The 20,382-nt window shown below is 70.3% G+C and carries 17 protein-coding genes, 1 tRNA gene and 1 pseudogene; 11 read left to right on the top strand and 8 right to left on the bottom strand.

From position 1 onward, the window contains the following. Nucleotides 1–61 precede the first annotated feature (61 nt). From ACWEN0_RS31485 to ACWEN0_RS31475, 3 genes and pseudogenes are all read right to left on the bottom strand, one after another. Nucleotides 62–193, bottom strand: a pseudogene (locus tag ACWEN0_RS31485) (FAD-dependent oxidoreductase); the annotation flags it as partial. After that, nucleotides 190–1,134, bottom strand: coding sequence for a dipeptidase (locus tag ACWEN0_RS31480; RefSeq protein ID WP_451981694.1), 945 nt, complete (start codon nt 1,132–1,134; stop codon nt 190–192). The gene ACWEN0_RS31480 and the pseudogene ACWEN0_RS31485, both read right to left, overlap by 4 nt. Next, on the bottom strand, nt 1,134–2,549 hold the full coding sequence (locus ACWEN0_RS31475) for an amidohydrolase family protein (RefSeq protein ID WP_451981691.1): 1,416 nt from the start codon (nt 2,547–2,549) through the stop codon (nt 1,134–1,136). The genes ACWEN0_RS31480 and ACWEN0_RS31475 overlap by 1 nt, the downstream gene beginning before the upstream one ends. A gap of 142 nt (nt 2,550–2,691) precedes the next feature. On the opposite strand from ACWEN0_RS31475, the gene ACWEN0_RS31470 reads away from it, so the two are divergent. After that, nucleotides 2,692–4,059, top strand: a complete 1,368-nt coding sequence (locus ACWEN0_RS31470) for a serine hydrolase domain-containing protein (RefSeq protein ID WP_451981688.1) — start codon at nt 2,692–2,694, stop codon at nt 4,057–4,059. Here the strand turns inward: ACWEN0_RS31470 and ACWEN0_RS31465 are convergent. Further along, nucleotides 4,056–5,450 carry a M1 family metallopeptidase gene (locus tag ACWEN0_RS31465; RefSeq protein WP_451981685.1) on the bottom strand — a complete coding sequence of 465 codons (1,395 nt, stop codon included), beginning with the start codon at nt 5,448–5,450 and terminating at the stop codon, nt 4,056–4,058. The genes ACWEN0_RS31470 and ACWEN0_RS31465 overlap by 4 nt on opposite strands. 129 nt (nt 5,451–5,579) lie before the next feature. Between ACWEN0_RS31465 and ACWEN0_RS31460 the strand changes: the two genes are divergently transcribed. Beyond that, entirely contained in the window at nt 5,580–6,080 is a 501-nt protein-coding gene (locus ACWEN0_RS31460; protein WP_451981682.1) for a SigE family RNA polymerase sigma factor, read from the top strand. After that, a complete protein-coding gene (locus ACWEN0_RS31455; RefSeq protein ID WP_451981679.1) occupies nt 6,080–7,114 on the top strand; it encodes a hypothetical protein in 1,035 nt (344 codons plus the stop codon). The genes ACWEN0_RS31460 and ACWEN0_RS31455 overlap by 1 nt, the downstream gene beginning before the upstream one ends. An 8-nt stretch (nt 7,115–7,122) precedes the next feature. On the opposite strand, the gene ACWEN0_RS31450 is transcribed toward ACWEN0_RS31455, so the two are convergent. Beyond that, nucleotides 7,123–7,572, bottom strand: a complete 450-nt coding sequence (locus ACWEN0_RS31450) for a DUF1931 family protein (RefSeq protein ID WP_451981676.1) — start codon at nt 7,570–7,572, stop codon at nt 7,123–7,125. Nucleotides 7,573–7,783: 211 nt separating this feature from the next. Here ACWEN0_RS31450 and ACWEN0_RS31445 point away from each other — a divergent pair, with 211 nt between their 5' ends. Next, complete coding sequence (locus ACWEN0_RS31445; RefSeq protein WP_451981673.1) at nt 7,784–8,395, top strand: hypothetical protein; 612 nt, start codon at nt 7,784–7,786, stop codon at nt 8,393–8,395. Next, on the top strand, nt 8,392–9,213 hold the full coding sequence (locus tag ACWEN0_RS31440; protein WP_451981671.1) for a hypothetical protein: 822 nt from the start codon (nt 8,392–8,394) through the stop codon (nt 9,211–9,213). Before ACWEN0_RS31445 ends, ACWEN0_RS31440 begins: the two co-directional genes overlap by 4 nt. 509 nt (nt 9,214–9,722) lie before the next feature. Here the strand turns inward: ACWEN0_RS31440 and ACWEN0_RS31435 are convergent. Then, a tRNA-Ala gene (locus ACWEN0_RS31435) sits at nt 9,723–9,795 on the bottom strand. 290 nt (nt 9,796–10,085) lie between these two features. Between ACWEN0_RS31435 and ACWEN0_RS31430 the strand changes: the two genes are divergently transcribed. The 6 genes from ACWEN0_RS31430 to ACWEN0_RS31405 all read left to right on the top strand — a co-directional run bounded on the left by ACWEN0_RS31430 (nt 10,086) and on the right by ACWEN0_RS31405 (nt 18,510). Then, nucleotides 10,086–12,272, top strand: a complete 2,187-nt coding sequence (locus ACWEN0_RS31430; RefSeq protein ID WP_451981668.1) for an RICIN domain-containing protein — start codon at nt 10,086–10,088, stop codon at nt 12,270–12,272. 154 nt (nt 12,273–12,426) lie between these two features. Beyond that, the gene (locus ACWEN0_RS31425; protein ID WP_451981665.1) at nt 12,427–12,996 is read left to right on the top strand and encodes an HdeD family acid-resistance protein; all 570 of its coding nucleotides are present in this window, start codon (nt 12,427–12,429) and stop codon (nt 12,994–12,996) included. A 13-nt stretch (nt 12,997–13,009) separates the two neighbouring features. Beyond that, on the top strand, nt 13,010–13,927 hold the full coding sequence (locus ACWEN0_RS31420) for a ribonuclease Z (protein WP_451981662.1): 918 nt from the start codon (nt 13,010–13,012) through the stop codon (nt 13,925–13,927). A gap of 19 nt (nt 13,928–13,946) precedes the next feature. Further along, complete coding sequence (locus ACWEN0_RS31415; RefSeq protein WP_451981659.1) at nt 13,947–15,599, top strand: FAD-dependent oxidoreductase; 1,653 nt, start codon at nt 13,947–13,949, stop codon at nt 15,597–15,599. Then, nucleotides 15,596–17,017, top strand: a complete 1,422-nt coding sequence (locus ACWEN0_RS31410) for an ATP-binding protein (RefSeq protein WP_451981656.1) — start codon at nt 15,596–15,598, stop codon at nt 17,015–17,017. Before ACWEN0_RS31415 ends, ACWEN0_RS31410 begins: the two co-directional genes overlap by 4 nt. Then, entirely contained in the window at nt 17,017–18,510 is a 1,494-nt protein-coding gene (locus tag ACWEN0_RS31405; RefSeq protein ID WP_451981653.1) for a carboxylesterase/lipase family protein, read from the top strand. The genes ACWEN0_RS31410 and ACWEN0_RS31405 overlap by 1 nt, the downstream gene beginning before the upstream one ends. 264 nt (nt 18,511–18,774) lie before the next feature. Here ACWEN0_RS31405 and ACWEN0_RS31400 read toward each other — a convergent pair whose 3' ends face one another. Both ACWEN0_RS31400 and ACWEN0_RS31395 read right to left on the bottom strand, forming a co-directional pair. Continuing rightward, the gene (locus ACWEN0_RS31400) at nt 18,775–19,593 is read right to left on the bottom strand and encodes an LmeA family phospholipid-binding protein (protein ID WP_451981650.1); all 819 of its coding nucleotides are present in this window, start codon (nt 19,591–19,593) and stop codon (nt 18,775–18,777) included. Between the two features lie 207 nt (nt 19,594–19,800). Further along, nucleotides 19,801–20,055 (bottom strand): hypothetical protein, encoded by a 255-nt coding sequence (locus tag ACWEN0_RS31395; RefSeq protein WP_451981647.1) that lies wholly within the window; start codon nt 20,053–20,055, stop codon nt 19,801–19,803. Nucleotides 20,056–20,382 lie beyond the last annotated feature (327 nt).

Genomic DNA, 20,382 nt, shown 5'->3' with positions numbered 1-20,382 from the left:
GGCCCTCCCGCAGCAGGGCCGGCTCCGCCAGCGGCGCCACCATGGCCGGCACGAGGTAGCCGGCGTTGCCCCACGACGCACCCGCCCCGACGACCGACCGCTCCAGGACGGTGACTTCCGCGCCGTGCTCCTGCAGGAACCACGCGCACGAAAGCCCGACGACGCCGGCGCCCACGACCACCACCCGGGTCATCGCCACACCGCTTCCGCCACGCGCAGGAAGTTCCCGCCCATGATCCCGTCGACGGCCTCCGGCGTGTGGCCGCGTTCCAGCAGGGCCTCGGCGATGGCGGGCAGGCGCTCCGGCTCGACGAACTCCAGCCGGTCCCACCGCGCGTAGCTCGCCGGGAACAGGTCGGGGTTCGCGGCCAGCTCATCGCCGGCCTGGTCGAAGCAGTAGTCCAGCCCGAGGCCCACGTGCTCCCAGCCGAGGAGCTTCACGGCGTGCTCGACGTGGCGGACGAGCGTCTCGGTGCTCGCGTCGTTGTGTCCCAGGAACATCCCCACGCCGTCGATCCCGACGACCCCGCCGGTCGCGGCGCACGCGAGCATCTGGTCGTCCCCCACGTTGCGCGGGTCGTCGTGCACCGCTCGCGCCGCGGTGTGGGACACCACCACCGGCGCCGTCGACGCAGCGAAGACGTCCATCGACGTCCGGTACGAGCAGTGCGCGACGTCGACCACCATGCCCACCCGGTTCATCTCGGCCACCACCTCCCGGCCGTAGTCCGTGAGGCCGCCGTCGGTCTCGTCGTGACAGCCCGAGCCGGCCGCGTTGCGCTGGTTGTAGGTCAGCAGCATCGTGCGCACACCCAGGTCGTAGTAGGTCCGGACGAGGTCGAGCCGCCCGCCGAGCGGGTTGGTGTCTTCGAGGTCGAACGCGACCGCGAGCCGCCCGGTGGCCTCGGCCTCGCGCACGTCCTCGGCCGTGCGGGCCAGGACGTAGCGGTCGGGCCGGGCGAGCAGCTGCCGCCGGAACCCCGACAACACCCGGATCGTGCCGGCGATGTCGTGCGGCGCGTAGCCGACGTTCACCGACACGAACGACGCGCCCGCCTCGGCGTACCGCCACAACGCGCCGACGTCGGTGTCCGGGTCGAGCGGCAGGCAGCAGTGCTGCTCCCACACCGGCATCAGTGGCACCCGGGCAGCCGCGCGCCGTGATGGAGGGCCTTCTTGTAGCGGGCCTCTTCCTCGAGCGAAGGCGGGAGGTCCGCGGTCAGCAACGGCCGCTCCGGCAGCGCGTCGCGGTCCACCACGACGCCGTCCTTGATGACGGCGTGGATGCTCTGGTAGTTCTTGGCGCCGCGCAACGGATCCTCGTCCAGGACCACCATGTCGGCGATCTTGCCGGGTTCGAGCGTCCCGAGATCGTCATCGACGTGGTAGGCCTTCGCGACGTTGCGGGTCGCCGCGTGCAGCAAGGCCATCGGCGACATGCCCTTTTCCTCCATGGCCCGGAGCCAGACGAAGTGGCCGGTCGCCAGGCGGCCCAGGCCCTCCTCTTCGGGCAGGCCGTTCCAGGTGCCCTTGATCATCGGCTCGGTCATGACCTCCGGGGCGAAGATGCCGCCGTCGTTGGCGAGGAGGATCGACGCGCCCGAGTCGACGAGGTTGCGGGCGTTGGCGTCCGAGGCCTTCCACAGGGTCCATTCGAAGTCCGAAATGGACTCCTTGAGGACCTTGATCCCGTTGTCGGTCAAGGGGAAGACGACGGCGCCGCAGTTCTTCTCGGCGAAGAGGTCGAGGGTTTCGCGCGGGATCTCGGTGGGGCCGGTCATGTTGCAGTGCTGCACCAGGTCGCAGCCCGCTTCCAGGGCCATCCGCAGGCCCTCGACCGTCCCGGTGTGGGACTGCGCGGTCAACCCGGCGCGGTGGGCCTCTTCGACGATGACGCGTTGCGTGCGCTCCGAGAACTGGAGGAAGGCACCGGCCGAGGCCCCGCCGTGCTCGTTCGACGCGTACTTGACGAAGTTCACGCCGCGTTCGAGGTACGCGCGGACCTCCTTGCCGACGTCCTCGGGCGTGAGCCACATGAGGTGCCGCCCGACGTTCTCGACCCACGTCGCGTTCACCCGGTCGACGAAGTGGGTGCTCCCGACGCCGGGGATCCGCTTGTCGAAGTCGTCGGAGAACGGGCCCTCGAACCCGATGATGTTGCCCGCGCAGCGGATCCGGCTGCCGGTCGTCTCGCCCCGGTCGATCCGGTCGCGGACCGCCGTCAGCGCGCGTCGCGGGCCCCAGGTGTCGAAGACCGTCGTCATCCCGTTTTTCAGCGCGACCTGCGCGGCCTCGACGATCAGGTCCTCGTAGCGCCCTTCGTACCGGACGAGCGTCTCGAAGAGGACGTTCACGAGGAGGTGCACGTTGGCGTTCATCAGCCCGGGGATGACGAACTTCCCGCTGAGGTCGAGGGTTTCGGTGCCGGTCAGCTCGTCCGGGCGCCCGATCGCCACGATGCGGCCGTCGTCGATCAGGATCGCGTGACCGTCGATGCCCTTGTCGGAAACGCCGTCGATGACGGTCGCGCCAGTCAGCAGGAGTGACATCGTCGTCCTTTCGTTCTCCAGCTCTTCCCCTCACGGTAGAACCGGCGGCACCGCCCAGGTATGGACAGGAGTCGCGCGGCCACGGACGGCCGTTCGACAGCTGTCGCATGCGTCGTGGCCCTTCGCTTGACAGGATGGCCCGATGCTCACATCGAACGAACTCGCCGGTCGGTTGTCACGGCTGGCGGAGAAGTTCACCGTGACGGGTGCGTCGGCCGCGCTGTGGCACGACGGCGCCCTCGTCCGCGCCGAAACTGGGACGGTCAACGTCACGACCGGCGCTCCCGTGCGGCCGGACACGCTGTTCGCGGCCGGATCCGTCACGAAGGTGCTGACTGCGTCCCTGGCCATGACCCTGGTGGACGAAGGCCGGCTCGACCTCGACGCACCGGTGCCGGCGTACCTCCCGGGCTTCACGACGGCCACTCCGGATCGCTCGGCGGCGATCACCGTGCGCATGCTGCTCAACCACTCGTCCGGGCTGCCCGGCAACTACCTGCCGAACCTGCCCCCGGGCGACGACGTCCTCGAGCGGTTGCAGCGCGAGCTGGCGGCGTTGGCCGTCACGGGCGTCCCCGGCCGGCGGTTTTCCTACAGCAACATGGGCATGAGCACGCTCGGCCGCATCGTGGAGGTGCTCACCGGCGAACGGTTCGACGTCGCCCTGAGCACGCGCGTCCTGCGGCCGCTCGGGATGACCGCGACCGCGGACGCCGAGGAGATGCTCCTCCATTCGACCGCCGTCGGGCACGTCGTCGACGGCACCGTCTCACGAGTGCCCCGCCTGCGCGTCTGGCCCGAGTACGGCCCGGCGGGGTCCCGCCTGTGGCTCGACGTCGAGTCCTTGGTCCGCTTCGGCCGGGCGCACATCGACGGCCACGGCCTCCTCTCGCCGGAAGCCGTGGAGCAGATGCGCACGCCCCAGTACGACGAGTTCTGGGGCTGCCTGCGCGGGTGCGCGAACTTCGGCCTGGGCTGGGGCCTGTTCCGGGAGGGCGACGACCCGGTCCTGACGCATTCGGGCGCCAACCTCGGGATGCATTCGACCCTCTACGTCATTCCCCGGCAGCAGGTCGTGCTCGCGGTGCTCACCAACAGCAGTACGGGAGCGATGCTGCATTCCACCCTGTGCACGGAGATCCTCGACGAGTACTTCTCCGTCCGCGGCCCGGCGGCCGTCACCGCGCCCGGATCCACCTTCGAGGTCGAGAACGGCAAGTTCACCGGCCGCTACCGAGCGTCCGACGGCCAGGTGTCCGTCGAGGACCACGACGGCCGGCTCCACGTGCGCTTGATCCCCGACGCCGGCCTGGCCGAATGGGAACGCCTGATGGGCAGCCCGGCCGGCGGCGGCCGGGCGCTGCCGATCACGTGCATCGACCGCGACCGAAGCCGGTTCGTCATGGACCTCGGCAGCCCGGGAAGCGTCGCGGCGGTGCAGTTCCACGACCCCGGCCCGGACGGCCGCCCGGCCCTGGTCCGGCTGGGGACGCTCTACGAACGGGGCTAGAGCGCCGGCTTGCCCGGCTGGTAGAGCCAGGTGCGGAAGAACGCGTCGAGGTCGCGGCCGGTCAGCCGCTCGACGAACTGGACGAACTGCCGCGTCGAGACGTTGCCGTAGCGGTTTGCCGTCGGCCACTGCGTCAGCACCCGGAAGAAGTCGCGGTCGCCGATCTTCGTGCGCAGGGCCTGCAGGGTCATCGCGCCGCGGTTGTAGACGAGGTCGTCGAAGATGTGGTCGCGTCCGGGGTCGGCGACCTTCCCGGTCCAGTCCTTCTCGTCGGCGTAGGTCTTCGCGAAGGTCTGCTGCACGGGGACGCCGTTGAACTTCTCCTGGTAGAGCCACTCCGAGTAGGTCGCGAAGCCTTCGTTGAGCCAGATGTCCGACCAGTGCACCGGGGTGAGGCTGTCGCCGAACCACTGGTGGCCGAGCTCGTGGGCGAGCAGGTCGCCGTCGACGTCGCTGGTGCCCTGGTCGTAGACCGGCCGGCTCTGCGTCTCGAGGGCGTACCCGACGCCGACGTCGGCGAGGATGCCGCCGGTCGAGTCGAACGCGTACGGCCCGTACACCGAGGACTCCCACTGGACGATCTGTGCCGTGGTCTGGTTGAACACCTGGCCCTGCCCGGACTTGGTGTCGATCGACTTGCCGATCGCGGTGATGTTCGGCAGGCCCCCGGCCGTCACGCCGCGGGTGACGTCGTAGTCGCCGATCGCGAGCATGCTCAGCTCGCTGGCCATCGGCCGGTTCATGGACCAGCGGAAGGTGGTCTGGTGATCGTGCGTGGTGGTGGGCCCGGGTTCGCCGTTGGCCAGCACGGTGAGCCCGGTCGGCACGGTGATGGTCTGGGTGTAGGTCGCCTTGTCGTCGGTGGTGTCGTTCACCGGGTAGTAGGTCGCGGCCCCGATCGGCTGGTTGAGCGCGACCGCCCCGTCCTTGGTGGCGACCCAGCCGGACAGGCCGAGCGCGGGATCGTCGATCTTCTGCGGCACGCCGGCGTAGCTCACCGAGACGACGAACGGGCTGCCCTTCCGCAGCCCGTACGGCGGGGTGATCACCAGCTCCTGGGCCCCACTGCGGGTGAAGGCGGCGTCCAGCCCGTTCACCGAAAGCCGGCTGATGGTCAGCGGTCCCTGGAAGTCCAGGTCGAAGCGGGAGAGGTCCTGGGTGGCGGTGGCGAGGATCGTCGTGGTGGCGTCGATCGCCTGGGTCGCCGGGCTGTACGTCAGCCGGATGTCGTAGTGGCCGACGTCGTAGCCGCCGTTGCCCATGTCGGGGAAGTACGGATCCCCGGCGCCGGGCGCACCGGGGGAGTACCGGGGCGCCGCCTCCGCCACCGGACTCGTGGCGGCCACCAGCCCGGCGGCCAGTGCACAAGAGATGATCACCAAGCCACGCATCGGTCCTCCTCGGCAAGCATCGACGCTGAAGAGTAGGTCGGCCGGAAAAACGGATCAACCCTCTCGCCGGCCGCGAAGAAGTTCCGCGGGGGAGTACACGGATCGCGCGCGGCGGGAGTCTTCCTGGTGATGGCTGACTACGAGGACTTCGTCCGGGCGCACCTGCCGCGGTTGCTGCGCTACGCGACGATGCTGACCGGGGAGCGGGAACAGGCGGCTGACCTGGTGCAGGACGTGCTGGTCAAGGCGTACCGGCGGTGGTCGCGGGTCAGCGACGCCGACCACCCCGACCACTACGTCCTGCGGATGGTGACCAACGACTACCTGTCCTGGCGGCGCAGCCGGTCGGCGCGGCTGATCGCCGTGGGCGACCCGCCGGAGGAGGCGCGGCCGGACGACTTCGCGTCGGACCACGCGGCACGCGAGGACATGTGGCAGCGCCTGGCGCGGCTGCCCCGGCGCCAGCGCGCGGTCGTGGTGCTGCGGTACTACGAGCAGCTCGCCGACGCCGACATCGCCGACCTGCTCGGCTGCGCCCAGGCCACCGTGCGGGCCCACGCCCGCAAAGCCCTGACGACCCTGCGAAACGGCCTGAGCATCGAGCGCGTGGCTCAGGCGAAGGAGAGCTGATGGACCTCGAGAACCTGATCAAGGACACCTTCACCGCCCACGAGCCCGACGCTCCCGACAGCGACCAGGTCCTGGCGGCCACACGCCGGCGCCTCGACCGAAGGCGGCCCGTGGTGAGCCGTCCGCTCGTGGTCGGCGCCGGGGTGGCCCTGCTCGTCCTGGCCGCGGTCGCCGTCGCCGCGCTGAACCGGCCCGCGCAGGACACCCAGGCCGCCGCGGGCACCGGTCCGGCCGCCGTCGAGGCGCCCGCCAAGGCGGCCATCGCGGAGCTGCCCATGCCCTTCTCGCTGGGCTGGCTGCCGCCGGGCACGGCCGACTACCTCGCGCGCCGGATCAACACCGGTGGCAGCGCGGCCGACCCCGACAAGCCGGTGTACGGCGGCGAGTACCTGCTGACCGTCACCTCCGGACCCCAGGTCCTGCTGGTGGATGTGCAGGAAATGCGGATGATGCCGGTGGAACAGGCCGCCTTCAAGTCCGGTCCGGGCCGGCGCGTCACCCTCGGCGGGCGGGCCGGCGTGGAGAGTTCGCGCTCCGACGGCCCGGGCGGGTACGAGGTGTACTTGACCCACCCCGAGGGCGGCTCGCTGTACGTCAACGTGGCCGCGCAGCCGGGCAGCACGGCGTCGGCGCAGCAGCTGGTCGACGCGGGCCGCCGCGTCGCGGAGAACGTCGCCTTCCCGGGCACGACGACCGTCACCCCGGCGTTCGGCCTCGGCAAGCTGCCCGGTGGCCTGCGGATGTGCGCGTTCGACGTCGAGAAGAGCGGCCCGAGCGGCCCGCGCACGAGCTACTCGGTGGGCACGTGCGCCACCCGGCCACCGGTCCAGGTGCGCGGCGATGAGCCCGGCCAGGTGCGGGGCACCGCGGGGCACCCGGTCCAGGGGCACGCGACCCGCTACCAGGACGAGAACGGTTACCGCACGCTCTGGATCCTCAAGGCCGTTCACGACGCGCCGGTCGCCGTCGCGGGCTCCGGCGCGCAGGCGGAGCTGTACGCCATCGCCGACAATCTCGTGCTACCCCACGGGTAACCAGGCGTTCAGACGAGCAGGTCGAAAATCCGGAAGACCTGGTCCCACTCGGCGGAGCCGGGGTTCTTCACGCGCGGGTCGACGATCTTGAACGCCTGGGCGAGAGCCACGCTGAGACCGCCGGCGACGGCCGGGAGCCGTGCCTCGGCGTCCTCGGAGATCGCGATCCCGAGCGGGGGACGCGCGAGGAGCTGCTCGAGCAGCGGCACCACCTCCAGGTCTTCGTCCATTTTGGAGAACTCGTGCATGCGCTCCTGCAGTCCCTTGGTGATCGGCAGGTCCCGCGGCTCGATGACGTCCCGCAGGTTGGCCTTGGCCGTGGCCTTGGCGACCACGAAGAGGTCGTGGATCTTGCGGTCCAGGAACTCGTCGTACCGTTTCAGATCGCTCTTGTCGACGTCCAGGCTCGCGGCCATCCGGAAGAACCGTTCGAACCTCGCCGCACCCATGACCGGCATCAGACCTCCTGGGAAAGGTGTGGGTACACGAAGCATGGCCGCCGCGGGCGGGCGGCGGCTCACACACCGGGGACTGAATTTGCCGGGCCGATTCACCCTGCCAGGTCGGTACGGCGGAGACGTTGCCGAGACAGGCTGGTGAGACCGGGAAGAGCGGACGGGATCCGAGGAGGCCGTCCACACCGGACGTAGTCCCGAACCTGGGAGGCCCATGTCCGACCACGAGCAGTCCCCGAAACCGGGCTTCGTCCTGGACACGAAGCTGGCCAAGAAGTTCGTCGCCGGCGAGCTGGACGAGGACGGCCAGGCCGAGCTGGCCGGCCAGGTGGCCGTCCTCGTCATGTTCCACGCGGAGCTGCCCACCGCGCTCGCCGCGCAGATGACCCGGATCGTGCGGCACCTCGGCGGCGAGGCCGGGCTGGTGCGGTGGCTGGACCGCTTCCCCGGCCCCCCGAAGATCGTGGCCAGGCTCTTCGCGCTGATCGACCTGCTGGACACGGTCAGCGCCGAGCCCGCGGTGGTGACCGCGCTGTCCGAACTCCGCGCCGGCACCCGGTACCCGCCGGGGCTGGCCGGCTACCTGTCCCCGGACACCGACGACGAGACGCTCGCCGGGCTGGCCTGGCACATCGAACGGCTGGTCGCCGACGACCGGGTGGCCGACGCGGTACGGCTGGCACGGAACTCGGCGGCGCTGGTCGAGCGGCTCGCCGGCCGAGCCAGGGAGCTGAACCCGGACCTGCCCGACTTGGCCGGCCTGGCGGCCGAAGTGAGCAAGGCAGTCGACGAAGCTGCCCATGACACGGCGGGTCTGGCCGAGTGAACGTTCTCCAGCTCGACGTCGACCGCGTGGATGCCGCGCTTTCACCCCAGGAGACGGCGGCCGTCGAAGTGGTGGGCCGGGTGCTCGACGCGACGGCACACCCGGGCGAGGACAGGGGAGGGATTTCCCTGGTCCGTCCCGACGGCCGACGGGTGGCTCTGGCCGAGTCGACCGTCGGGGAGCAGCGGGAGCTCGGACTTGCCCACCTGCGGCGTGAGTCGGACCTGCGGTGGACGGCACCGGCCCGCTGGTGGTGGCTCGTGACGGTCGGCGACGTCCGGTGCCTGTCCCGGGTGCGGGACGTGTTCCCCGTGGCGGCAAGGGCGTGCGAAGCGCACGGCGTGACCACGCCCGCCGAGCTCCCGGTGCCGGTGACGGCCGCGGTACCCGACCTGCACTGGCTGGTGCACACGGCGCCGGCCCGGCTGGTGGGCCACCCGGAGAAGCTGGACGAGCCGGCGACGGTCAGCGTGACGCCCGCCCACGGCCGGGCACCGGCGGACATGGCCACGGTGGCGCCCGCGCTGGAACGGTGGCTGGTGACCGCGCAAGCGGCCCGCGCCCTGGCGACGTTGGCCCGGCGCCGAGCCGACGAACGGCACCTCTACCTGACCGTGGACTACACCGGGCTGGCGTCCGACGCGTTCGACGCGCTCGTGCGAGCCGACGGAGTTCCGCAGGAGCCGCTGCGAAATCGCGGTGACCTCTCGCATTTGTGGGTCGCCCCGGTGTTCGGCCGCCGAGTGTTGCTGTGGTCGCACCAGGACGGATGGAGTGGGCACGAGCCGTATCCGACGTCAGCGGCCATCGACCGTTGAACACGGTCACCGATCGTCGGCGCGATCACCGCTTGGCTGCAGTACCAGCTGGCGGGCGACCAGACGGCGAAGGAGGTCTTCTTCGGGCCGGCACCGACGCTGAAGCAGGACACGGCGTGGTCGGACTTCGCTCGCACCAGCAAAGCCGACGCCATCTGATAGCCACCGTACGAGACGAGCGCCGCGATTCACCGCTGATTCACAGACGAAAGACGGCCTTGACTGCCAGCAGCCAGATCCGCAGTGCGCCGTAAACCGATCGCCCGTCGGACTGCCGTAGCCCGTGGGGCGACCCTTTCAAATTGATGCAAGCCGACGGTGCGGGATGGGCACCGGCTGTCCCCCTCCAGCCGCGCCCGAGATCAGCGGGAAGATCGCACCGCCGGTGCGCCGGGGCCGGGGGAGTGCTCCAGTTCTGCACCACCAAGAGCGCGCCGCAAGCCGACCACCGAAGATCGGACTCGGAACACAAGAAACCCCTCCGGCCAGCCGAAGGGGTTTCGTGAGTGTGGAGCTAAGGGGACTCGAACCCCTGACCCCCTCACTGCCAGTGAGGTGCGCTACCAGCTGCGCCATAGCCCCGGAGCGAAGGTGAACTCCGCATCTCGTATGGCAATACAGTACACGGCCCGCGGACGGCCGCCGCAGAGGGGGTGCCTCTTCCCGGCTGTTCCGCTCAGTGGGGCGCTGACCTGCGACTTTAAGCCTTATTTTTAGTCGTGTATTGACTCCCGGTGTGGCCGCCGTTACATTTTGCGCGGTTGTGACGCCGAGGTCCCCGCCCGTTACGCCGCGTCTACCCCCTAGACCGGGCACGCCTCTGCCGTTTCCTGCTCGACGGACGCCGCCCCCGTGCGGCTGAGGAGGTTTCGATGAAGACGAGACGGCGGGTGGTGACGCTGCTCTCCGCGGCGTCCGCCCTGGTCGCGGGCGTGCTGACGACGAGCCCGGCGCAGGCCGCGATCACCCCGGACGGGTGGTACACCGTGAGTGCCGCCAACAGCGGGAAGTGCGTCGACGCGCGGGCGGCCGGTACCGCGAACGGCACCGTCGTCCAGCAGTACTCGTGCAACCAGACCGCGTCGCAGCAGTGGCAGTTCCAGTCCACCGGGGACGGCTACTTCCGGGTCAACGCGCGCACCAACCCGGCCGCCGCGTGGGACGTCACCGGGGTCTCCACGGCCGATGGTGGTCTCGTGCAGCTGTGGACCTACTCGAGCGGGGCCAACCAGCAGTGGCAGGCCGTCGACGAGGGCAACGGCCGCTACCACTTCGTCAGCCGCAACAGCGGGAAGTGCCTCGACGTCCCCGGCGCGTCCACCGCCGATTCCGTGCAACTCCAGCAGTACGCCTGCAACGGCACCGCCGCCCAGTCCTTCATCCTGAACCCCGTGAACACGACGCAGCCCGGGCAGCCGGACTTCGGCCCGAACGTGGTGGTCTTCGACCCGTCGATGCCGAGCTCGACCATCCAGAGCCGGCTCGACAGCATCTTCGGCCAGCAGGAACGCAACCAGTTCGGCAGCCAGCGCTACGCCGTGATGTTCAAGCCGGGCACGTACTCCAACGACGTCAACGTCGGCTTCTACACGCAGGTGCTCGGCCTCGGCCAGAGCCCCGACGCCGTGACGATCAACGGGGCCGTGCACGTCGAGGCCGACTGGTTCCCGCCCCAGAACGCGACGCAGAACTTCTGGCGCGGCGCCGAGAACGTGTCGGTGAACCCGACCGGCGGCGCCGACCGCTGGGCCGTCTCCCAGGCCGCGCCGTACCGCCGGATGCACGTCCGCGGCGACCTGCAGCTCGACGACGGCGGCTGGGCCAGCGGCGGCTGGATCTCCGACAGCAAGATCGACGGCCAGGTCCGGTCCGGCTCGCAGCAGCAGTGGATCTCGCGCAACTCGCAGTTCGGCAGCTGGAACGGCTCGAACTGGAACATGGTCTTCGCGGGCGTCCAGGGTGCCCCGGCGAACACCTTCCCGAGCCCGCCCTACACCACGGTCGGCCAGACGCCGGTGACGCGCGAGAAGCCGTTCCTCTACATCGACGGCGCCGGCAACTACCAGGTCTTCGTGCCGAGCGTGAAGACCAACGCGTCCGGCACGACCTGGGCGAACGGCACCGCGCCGGGCACCTCGCTGCCGATCGACCAGTTCTACATCGCCAAGCCCGGCGCCACCGCCGCGGATCTGAACGCCGCGCTGGCCGCCGGCAAGAACCTGCTGGTCACGCCCGGTGTCTACCACCTCAACCAGGCGCTGCACGTCACCCGGCCGGACACCGTCGTGCTCGGCCTCGGCATCGCCACGCTGGTGCCGGACGGCGGCGTCACCGCGGTGAACGTCGACGACGTCGACGGCGTCAAGGTCGCCGGCCTGCTGATCGACGCCGGCACCACCAACTCGGCCACCCTGATGCAGGTCGGCCAGGCCGGCTCGGCCGCGGACCACGCGGCCGACCCGACGTCGCTGCACGACGTGTTCTTCCGGATCGGCGGCCCGGCCGTCGGGAAGGCGACGAACAGCCTGGTGGTGAACAGCAACAACGTGATCGGCGACCACATGTGGATCTGGCGCGCCGACCACGCCGACAACGGCGGCAACGTCGGCTGGACCACGAACACCGCGGACAACGGGCTGACGGTCAACGGCAACAACGTGACGATGTACGGCCTGTTCGTCGAGCACTACCAGAAGACGCAGGTCGTCTGGAACGGCAACGGCGGCCGGACGTACTTCTTCCAGAACGAGATGCCTTACGACGTGCCGAACCAGGCGGGCTGGATGAACGGGGCGACGAAGGGCTACTCGGCCTACAAGGTCGGCCCGAACGTCACCAGCCACGAGGCGTGGGGGCTGGGCAGCTACTGCTACTTCAGCACCAACCCCTCGGTCGCCAGCGCCCACGCCTTCGAGGCGCCGAACACCCCGGGCGTGAAGTTCCACGACATGGTGACCGTGTCGCTCAACTACCAGGGCACGATCACGCACGTCATCAACACCACGGGTGACACGACCCCGGCCGGCACCAAGCCGGTCAACCTGGTCGGCTACCCCTGAGCAACCGGCGTGCGCCGTGGTGGCGGCCGCGGCGCACGCCGGTCCTATGTGTCCGGCCACAAAGGACGATGTGGCCCGAACGGGTGGTGGATCGCGCCAACCACCCGTTTTGTCGCGATACTGGGTGTCCCCATACACCCCGAGGAGCGACCCGATGACCTCCTTCGCAGCGTTTTCCGTCGTAGAACCCCGCCAGGCCTGGCCGATCGCCGCGGTGCGTGGCGTGTTCGCCGTCCTTTTCGGTGTCTTCGCGCTGGTCTGGCCGGGCGCCACCGTCCTCGTCCTGGCGATCCTGTATGGCGTGTACGCGATCATCGACGGCGTCGGCGGCCTGATGCAGGCCTTCCGGCCGGGCGACGCCGGGCACCGCGCCGCCTACGGAATCCTCGGCGCGCTCGGCATCATCGCCGGAATCCTCGTCCTGGTGTGGCCCGGGATCACGGTTCTGCTGCTGGCCCTGCTGGTCGGCCTGTGGGCGATCGTCACCGGCGTAGCGGAGATCGCCGCCGCGATCCGGCTCCGCAAGCAGATCGAGGGCGAGGCGTTCCTCATCGCGGCCGGTGCGCTCTCGGCGATCGCCGGTGTCCTCATCGTGATCAACCCGATCGCGGGCGCGTTCGGCATCGCGCTGCTCGTCGGCATCTACGCCCTGCTCTACGGGATCATGCTGCTGGTGCTGGCGTTCCGGCTGCGCAAACTGGGGGACACCACTCCCGCGTCCTGAGTAGCGTGCGGGTGTGTCGACCCGCGAACTGGTGGTGCTGGGCACCGCGAGCCAGGTGCCCACGCGCCACCGCAACCAGAACGGCTACCTCCTCCGCTGGGACGGGGAGGGCATCCTCTTCGATCCCGGCGAGGGGACCCAGCGCCAGATGCTGCGGGCCGGTGTCGCGGCCACGGACATCACGCGCCTCTGCGTCACGCACTTCCACGGCGACCACAGCCTCGGCCTGTCCGGCGTCATCCAGCGCCTTTCGCTGGACAAGGTGAAACACCCGGTCCACGCCCACTTCCCGGCGTCCGGCGCGCACTACTTCGCACGGCTCCGGCACGCGACGGCGTTCTACGAGACGGCCGACCTGCGCGAACACCCGATCGACGACGACGGCCCCATCGCCACCGGGAAGGTCACCCTCGAGGCCCGCCGGCTGAGTCACCCGGTCGAGGCGTTCGGCTACCGCCTGGTCGAGCCGGACGGCCGGACCATGCTCCCCGAGCGGCTGCGCGAACGCGGCATCGAAGGCCCGGACGTCGGCCGCCTGCAGCGGGCGGGCCGGCTGGGCGACACGCGCCTCGAGGACGTCAGCGTGCCGCGGCCCGGCCAGCGGTTCGCGTTCGTCATGGACACCCGGCTGTGCGACGCCGTGTACGCCCTCGCCGACCACGCCGACACCCTCGTCATCGAATCGACGTTCCTCGCGGAGGACACCCACCTCGCCCGTGACTTCGGGCACCTGACCGCGCAGCAGGCCGCGCGCGTCGCCGCCGAGTCGGGCGTCCGCCAGCTCGTGCTGACGCACTTCTCGCAGCGCTACCCCGAGCCGGAGCGGTTCCTGCACGAGGCCAAGGCCGAGTTCGGCGGCGAGATCGTCGTGGCCGAGGACCTGGAGCGGGTCCAGGTGCCGAAACGGCGGTCCTCCCCAGCGGGGCACTGAGCGCCGTAGGCTGACCTTCGTGAGCCAGCCGATCCTGATGACCGTCGACGACGATCCCGCCGTGTCCCGCTCGGTCGCCCGAGACCTGCGGCGCCGCTACGGGAAGGACTACCGCGTCATCCGTGCCGACTCGGGCATGGACGCGCTCGAAGCGCTGCGCGAGATCAAGCTGCGCGGCGATGCCGTCGCGGCCATCCTCGCCGACTACCGGATGCCGCAGATGGACGGTATCGCCTTCCTCGAGAAGGCGATGGACCTGTTCCCGCACGCGCGCCGCGCCCTGCTGACCGCCTACGCCGACACCGACGCCGCGATCCAGGCGATCAACGTCGTCGACGTCGACCACTACCTGCTCAAGCCGTGGGACCCGCCGGAGGAGAAGCTCTACCCGGTGATCGACGCGCTGGTCGAGACCTGGAAGGCCGTCGGCGACAAGCCGGTCGAAGAGGTCAAGCTCATCGGCCACCGGTACAACTCGCCGTCGTTCCAGCTGCGCGACTTCCTCGCGCGCAACGCCGTGCCGTACCGCTGGTACTCCGTCGAAGACGACGAAGGCTGCCGGATCCTGCAGGCCGCGGACGCCACCGACGCCGACATCCCGGTGGTCGTGACCCCGGACGGCGCCGTCCTGAAGAACCCCACCGGCGGCGAGATCGCGGACGCGGTCGGCCTGTCGACGCGCCCGGCGCAGGAGTTCTACGACCTCGTCGTGATCGGCGGCGGTCCGGCCGGGCTCGGCGCCGCCGTCTATGGCGCGTCCGAAGGCCTGCGGACGGTGCTCGTCGAGAAGAAGGCGACCGGCGGCCAGGCCGGCACCAGTTCGCGCATCGAGAACTACCTCGGCTTCCCAGACGGTGTCTCCGGCGCGCAGCTGACCGACCGGGCGCGGCGCCAGGCGCAGAAGTTCGGCGCCGAGGTGCTGACCGCGCGCGACGTCGTCGGCCTCGAAGCCCGCGGCTCGTCCCGGGTCGTCACCTTCGGCGACGGCAGCGAGATCGCCGCCCACTCGGTGATCCTCGCCAGCGGCGTGACCTACCGGGCACTCGACGCCGAGGGCGTCGAGGAGCTCACCGGCCGCGGCGTCTACTACGGCTCGGCCGCCACCGAGGCCCCCGAGTGCAAGGGCGAGCACGTCTACATCGTCGGCGGCGCCAACTCCGCCGGCCAGGCCGCGGTGTTCTTCTCCCGGCACGCCAGCGACGTCACGATCCTGGTGCGCGGCGAGTCCCTCGAGGCGTCGATGTCGCACTACCTGATCGAGCAGATCGCCGGCATCGAGAACATCCACGTCCGCACCCACACCACGGTCAAGCAGGCCCACGGCGACGAGCACCTCGAGCGGCTCACGCTCTGCGAGAACGGCGTCACCGAGACCGTCGAGAGCGGCCACCTGTTCATCTTCATCGGCGCGGTCCCGCGCACCGACTGGCTCGGCGAGACGATCCACCGCGACGAGCACGGCTTCGTCTGCACCGGGCCCGACCTGGTGGCGGGCGGGCAGCGGCCGGCCGGCTGGACCCTCGACCGTGATCCGCACTACCTCGAATCGTCCGTCCCGGGGGTGTTCGTTGCCGGTGACGTGCGGGCGCAGTCGGTCAAGCGGGTGGCGTCGGCGGTCGGCGAGGGCGCGATGGCCGTGACGCTGGTACACCGGTACCTGGAGGAACAATGAGCGCATTGCCGCGGGAAGAGCTTCGCGGGCTCTTCCTTTTCGAACACCTTTCCGAAGACCAGCTCGACTGGATCGCCGACAACGCCGTGCTCGAGGAGTACGCGGCCGACTCCACCGTCATCAGCGAGGGCGGCGAGGCGACCTGCTTCTACGTCCTGCTGAACGGCGCGATCCGGATGACGCGGCTGGTCAGCGGCACCGAGGTGGAGACCAACCGGTCCGATCAGCGTGGCGCCTACTTCGGCGCGACGCAGTTCTTCGTGCACCAGGAGAGCGAGCACACCTACAACGCGACGGTGCGCGCGCTGTCCGACGTCACGTTCCTGGCGCTGCCCTCGAAGGAGTTCTCCTTCGAGTTCCGCCGGTGGTTCCCGATGGCGACGCACCTGCTGGAGGGCATGTACCTCGGCTGGCGCAACAGCGACACCGTGATCGGCTCGCGCCGCCGGCTACTGGCGCTGGGCGAGCTCTCGGCCGGCCTGACGCACGAGCTGAACAACCCGGCGGCCGCGGCCGTGCGGGCCACGGCGTCGCTGCGCGAGCGCGTCGCCGGGATGCGGCACAAGCTCGCCTTCCTGGCCAAGAAGGACATCGACCCGGAGCTGCTCTACCAGCTCATCGACGTCCAGGAACGCCTGGTCAAGCAGGTCTCGCAGGCCGAGAAGCTGACCGCGATGCAGCAGGCCGACCGCGAGGACGAGATCACCGACTGGTTCGACGACCACGACATCGACGGTGGCTGGGACCTCGCCGACATCTACGTCCGCGCCGGGCTGACCACGGCCGACCTGGACCACGTGCTGGAGCAGGTCGGCGACACCTTCATGGACGGCGCCGTCCGCTGGCTCGCCTACGCGCTCGAGACCGAGATGCTGATGGGCGAGATCGAGGACTCGACCACGCGCATCTCCGCCCTGGTCGGCAAGGCCAAGCAGTACTCGCAGATGGACCGGGCGCCGCACCAGTGGATCGACGTCCACGACGGCCTCGACTCCACGCTCGTGATGCTGTCCGGCAAGATCGGCAGCGGGATCCGCGTCGTCAAGGAGTACGACCGGAGCCTGCCGAAGATCCCGGCGTACCCGGCGGAGCTGAACCAGGTCTGGACGAACGTCATCGACAACGCCCTCGGCGCGATGAACGGCGAAGGCACGCTGACGCTGCGGACGTGGGGTCAGAACGAGCAGGTCCGCGTCGAGATCGGCGACACCGGCCCCGGCATCCCGGCGGACATCAAGCAGCGGATCTTCGAGCCGTTCTTCACGACCAAGCCGGTCGGCGAGGGCACCGGGCTGGGCCTGGACATCTCGTGGAAGATCGTCGTCGAACGCCACCAGGGCGACCTGCGCGTCGAGTCCGAGCCCGGGAACACGCGGTTCGAGGTCTGCCTGCCGACGGTCGAGCAGGCTTCGCTCTGATGGCTTCCGTCCCGACGGTCACGACCGAACTCGGGGCGCTGGTGGGGCTGGCGGGTGAGGGCGTCCGCGTCTGGCGCGGGATCCCGTACGCCCGCCCGCCGGTCGGCGAGCTGCGGTGGAAGGCGCCGCAGCCGCCGTCGCTCTCGGGCGGCGTGCACGTCGCGACGGAGTACGGGCCGCACGCGATGCAGTCGCCGGACCCGATGAACCCGGCGGCCGTCTGCGACGAGGACTGCCTGTACCTCAACGTCTGCACGCCCGAAGGGCCCGCGCCGGACGGCGGGTGGCCCGTGCTGTTCTGGCTGCACGGCGGCGGGTACCGCGTCGGGCACGGTGAGCAGCTGGGCGACGGCGAGGAGTTCGCGCGCGCCGGGATCGTCGTCGTCACGATCAACTACCGCCTCGGCTCGCTCGGCTTCCTGCACCTCGCGGGGATCTTCGGCTCGTCGGAACCGGACGCCGGGGTGTGCGGCTTCCTCGACCAGGTCGAGGCCCTGAAGTGGGTGCGGCGCAACATCTCCGCGTTCGGCGGTGACCCGGAGCGGATCACCGTCTACGGCGTTTCGGCGGGCGCGAAGAGCGTCGGGAACCTGCTGGGCAGCCCGCTCGGCAAGGGGTTGTTCGTGCAGGCGATCAGCAGCAGCGGCGGCGCGGACCACGTCGCGACGCCGGAAGCCGGGACGGCGCTCGCGCGGCGGCTCCTGGACGAGGTCGGCTGTCACAGCGCGGACGCGCTCCGGGCGTTGCCGGCCAAGGAGTTCGTCGAGGCGCAGGAACGCATCCTCACCGGGTTCCAGGCGCTGTGGCTCTGGCGCCCGACGCTCCACCCGCGCGTGCTGCCCGAGGTCCCGATCGAGCCGATCCGCCGGGGGAGCGCGGCGGGCGTCCCGCTGCTGATCGGCTGCAACAGCAACGAAGGCAGCACGTACGCCCTGATGCTCGGCGACGACGTCGCGACGGCTCCGGCGTCGGGTGTTCTCTCGAGCATCCTCGGCGACGAAGGCGCTTCGCACCTTCTCGAGACGTACCTTCGCCGTGTCCCCGACCTCAAATCCGCGAAGATCGCCGCGATGGGCGACGAGCGCTACGGCATCCCGACGCAGCGCCTCGCCGACGCGCAGTCCGCGCACGCGCCCGTTTACCGCTACCGCATCGACATCGCCGCGCCCGGCGTGCCCGAGCAGCTCGACGGCGGCCACGGCACCGAGACGACCATGGCGTGGAAGACTCCGCTGCCGCTGTACGCCCAGGCGAGCGACGTGAACCCGAAGCGCGAGCGGGCGGCCTTGCTGATCCACCGAGCCTGGGTGCGGTTCGTCCGGGACGGCGCCGCCGACGCCGACGGGCCCGAATGGCCTTCGTACGGCCCGGAACTGCGGCCGGTGCTGGTTTTCCGGGAAGACACGGACCTGGTGCTCGACCCGCGGGCGGACGAGCGGAAAGCCTGGGGCGACACGGAATGGGCGTCCGGGACCTGGTTCCCGGTGACCTGAGACCGTTCCTTCGCCCGCTGTTCGCCTCGAACCGGCTCGCTTCCGCGTCAAGGCTGTCGGCGCATTCCGTGGTGCGCCTGGCGCGGACGGATCTGCCGCTGTCACGGGAAACCTCTTTGGACCTGCCCTGGTGGTTCGCCGCTCGGCGCGGGCACGGAACTGGGCGACCGGGATGGGTGAGTTCGCGGCTCTACCCTTGTGGGTGGTGATGTTCGAACGCGCGTTCGAGTAGCGTTTTCGGTGTCCGGCTCACCCAGGGAGGGGTCATGAACGGGTACCGAGGTTCGGCAGGGTCAGCGTCATCGCGGCGGTCGTCAGCCAGCTCAGCAGGTCGGCCAGGGGAATGCGGGAAAGCCGTTCAGGCCATTCCTCCGCCACGGTGTGCAGCACGAGTTCGTCGTGCCGGGGCTCGACTTTCGTCAGCTTTATCCCCGGCGGGAGCTCCGGCAGCGGCAGCACGATGGGCCGGAAGCGTTTGGGTGCGCGGAGTTTTCGCTGTCGCATGTGGAGGTTTCGCGGCACGAGCACCACGGCGTCGTCCTCCACCACGGCCTCCAGCGTCAGGTGTCCCCAGTCCGGGTGCTTGGCCCAGTGGATCTGGAGCAGTCCGCTTTCGGCCGGGGTCGCGACGATCCCGGGGCGGACGGCCGCCACCCGTTCGCGCAGCACGTCCGCGGAGACCGTGATCCGCAGCTCGACGCGCGCGGGCTTGGCGGAGGGGGTGGGCAATGAGCGGAGGCGGACGTCTTCGGCGAGCACGGTGACCCGGCGCAGCAGGATGCTGCCGTCCTCGGGGTCGGGCTCGGGCCAGTCGACGTCCTCGGCGACGATCCGGACGTCGCCGATGCGGCCGGTGGCCAGCCGGAGGCTGTCGGCGGGGTAGTCGAGCTCGGTGAGGGTCAGGCCGACTTCGCGGTCCCCGACCTTGGCGGTCAGCCGTCGTCCGACGAGCTGTTCGGTGACGGTGCGCACGAGGGCGGCGGGCGTGACCGGGACGTTCGGGAACAGCGAACGCCCGGCCGCGGCCAGCCCGGCCAGCTCCGGCCAAGGCGCCCAGCCGTCGAACCATCTGCCGTCGCTCATCCCTCCAGTGTCGCCGAAGGACACCGAAGAAGGCGACGCCGGGTGGCCCGGCAGCGGAGTGAAGACGCCTGCCTACGGCCGGTCACCGCCGGAGCGCGGGCGGCCGGGCGCCGTGACCGCCCGCCGTGGCCCGTCGCCGATGTCGCTGACACGACACAGGATCGACGGGTGCCGGCAGGCGGCCGGCGAACAGCGGCCCGCTGAGGGTCACCGGCCCGCGAAGCGGGCGATGATGCCGGTGACGACCAGCCAGAACACCGCGGCCAGACCGAAGTCGAGGATGACGGCCAGGCTGGGGTTGTCCACCGGGAACAGGCCCGGGAAGAACAAGGCGAGAGGAACCGCCAGTGACTTGATGAAGATGAAGAACGCATTGCCGGCGTTGGCACCGGCGAGCACCATGATCATGTAGAGAACTTCGATCCCCGCGAAGATCGCGCCGATCGCCGTGATGACCCGCACGGCCGTGTTCCGTCTGGTGGTGGTTCGCCAAGGAGACATGCGCGCAAAATTCCCGGATCGGGTGACAGATCAAACGCGCCACCCCCAAGATTGCGCCGTTCGGCGGCTCGCGTTGCTCTCCGTGAGGCCCGCTTACCCAGCCAGGCAGCACGCCAATCCCGTGTCGCCCGCCCAAGTATGCGTCTCGTCGACTCGGATCCGGGCGGACCTGCGCCGCTCGCCAAGTCCGCGTGTTGACCGCCTATGCCCGCGGGTGCGTTCGGCGCCGAGCGCTGGCCAGGTCCTCCGGGCGTGCTCGCGATCTGTGCTCGGCGGCGCATCGTCCAC

It is taken from the genome of Amycolatopsis sp. NPDC004378, assembly GCF_053602455.1.
Note: the sequence above shows the minus strand (reverse complement) of the source record. Positions and strands in the feature narration are given on the sequence as shown.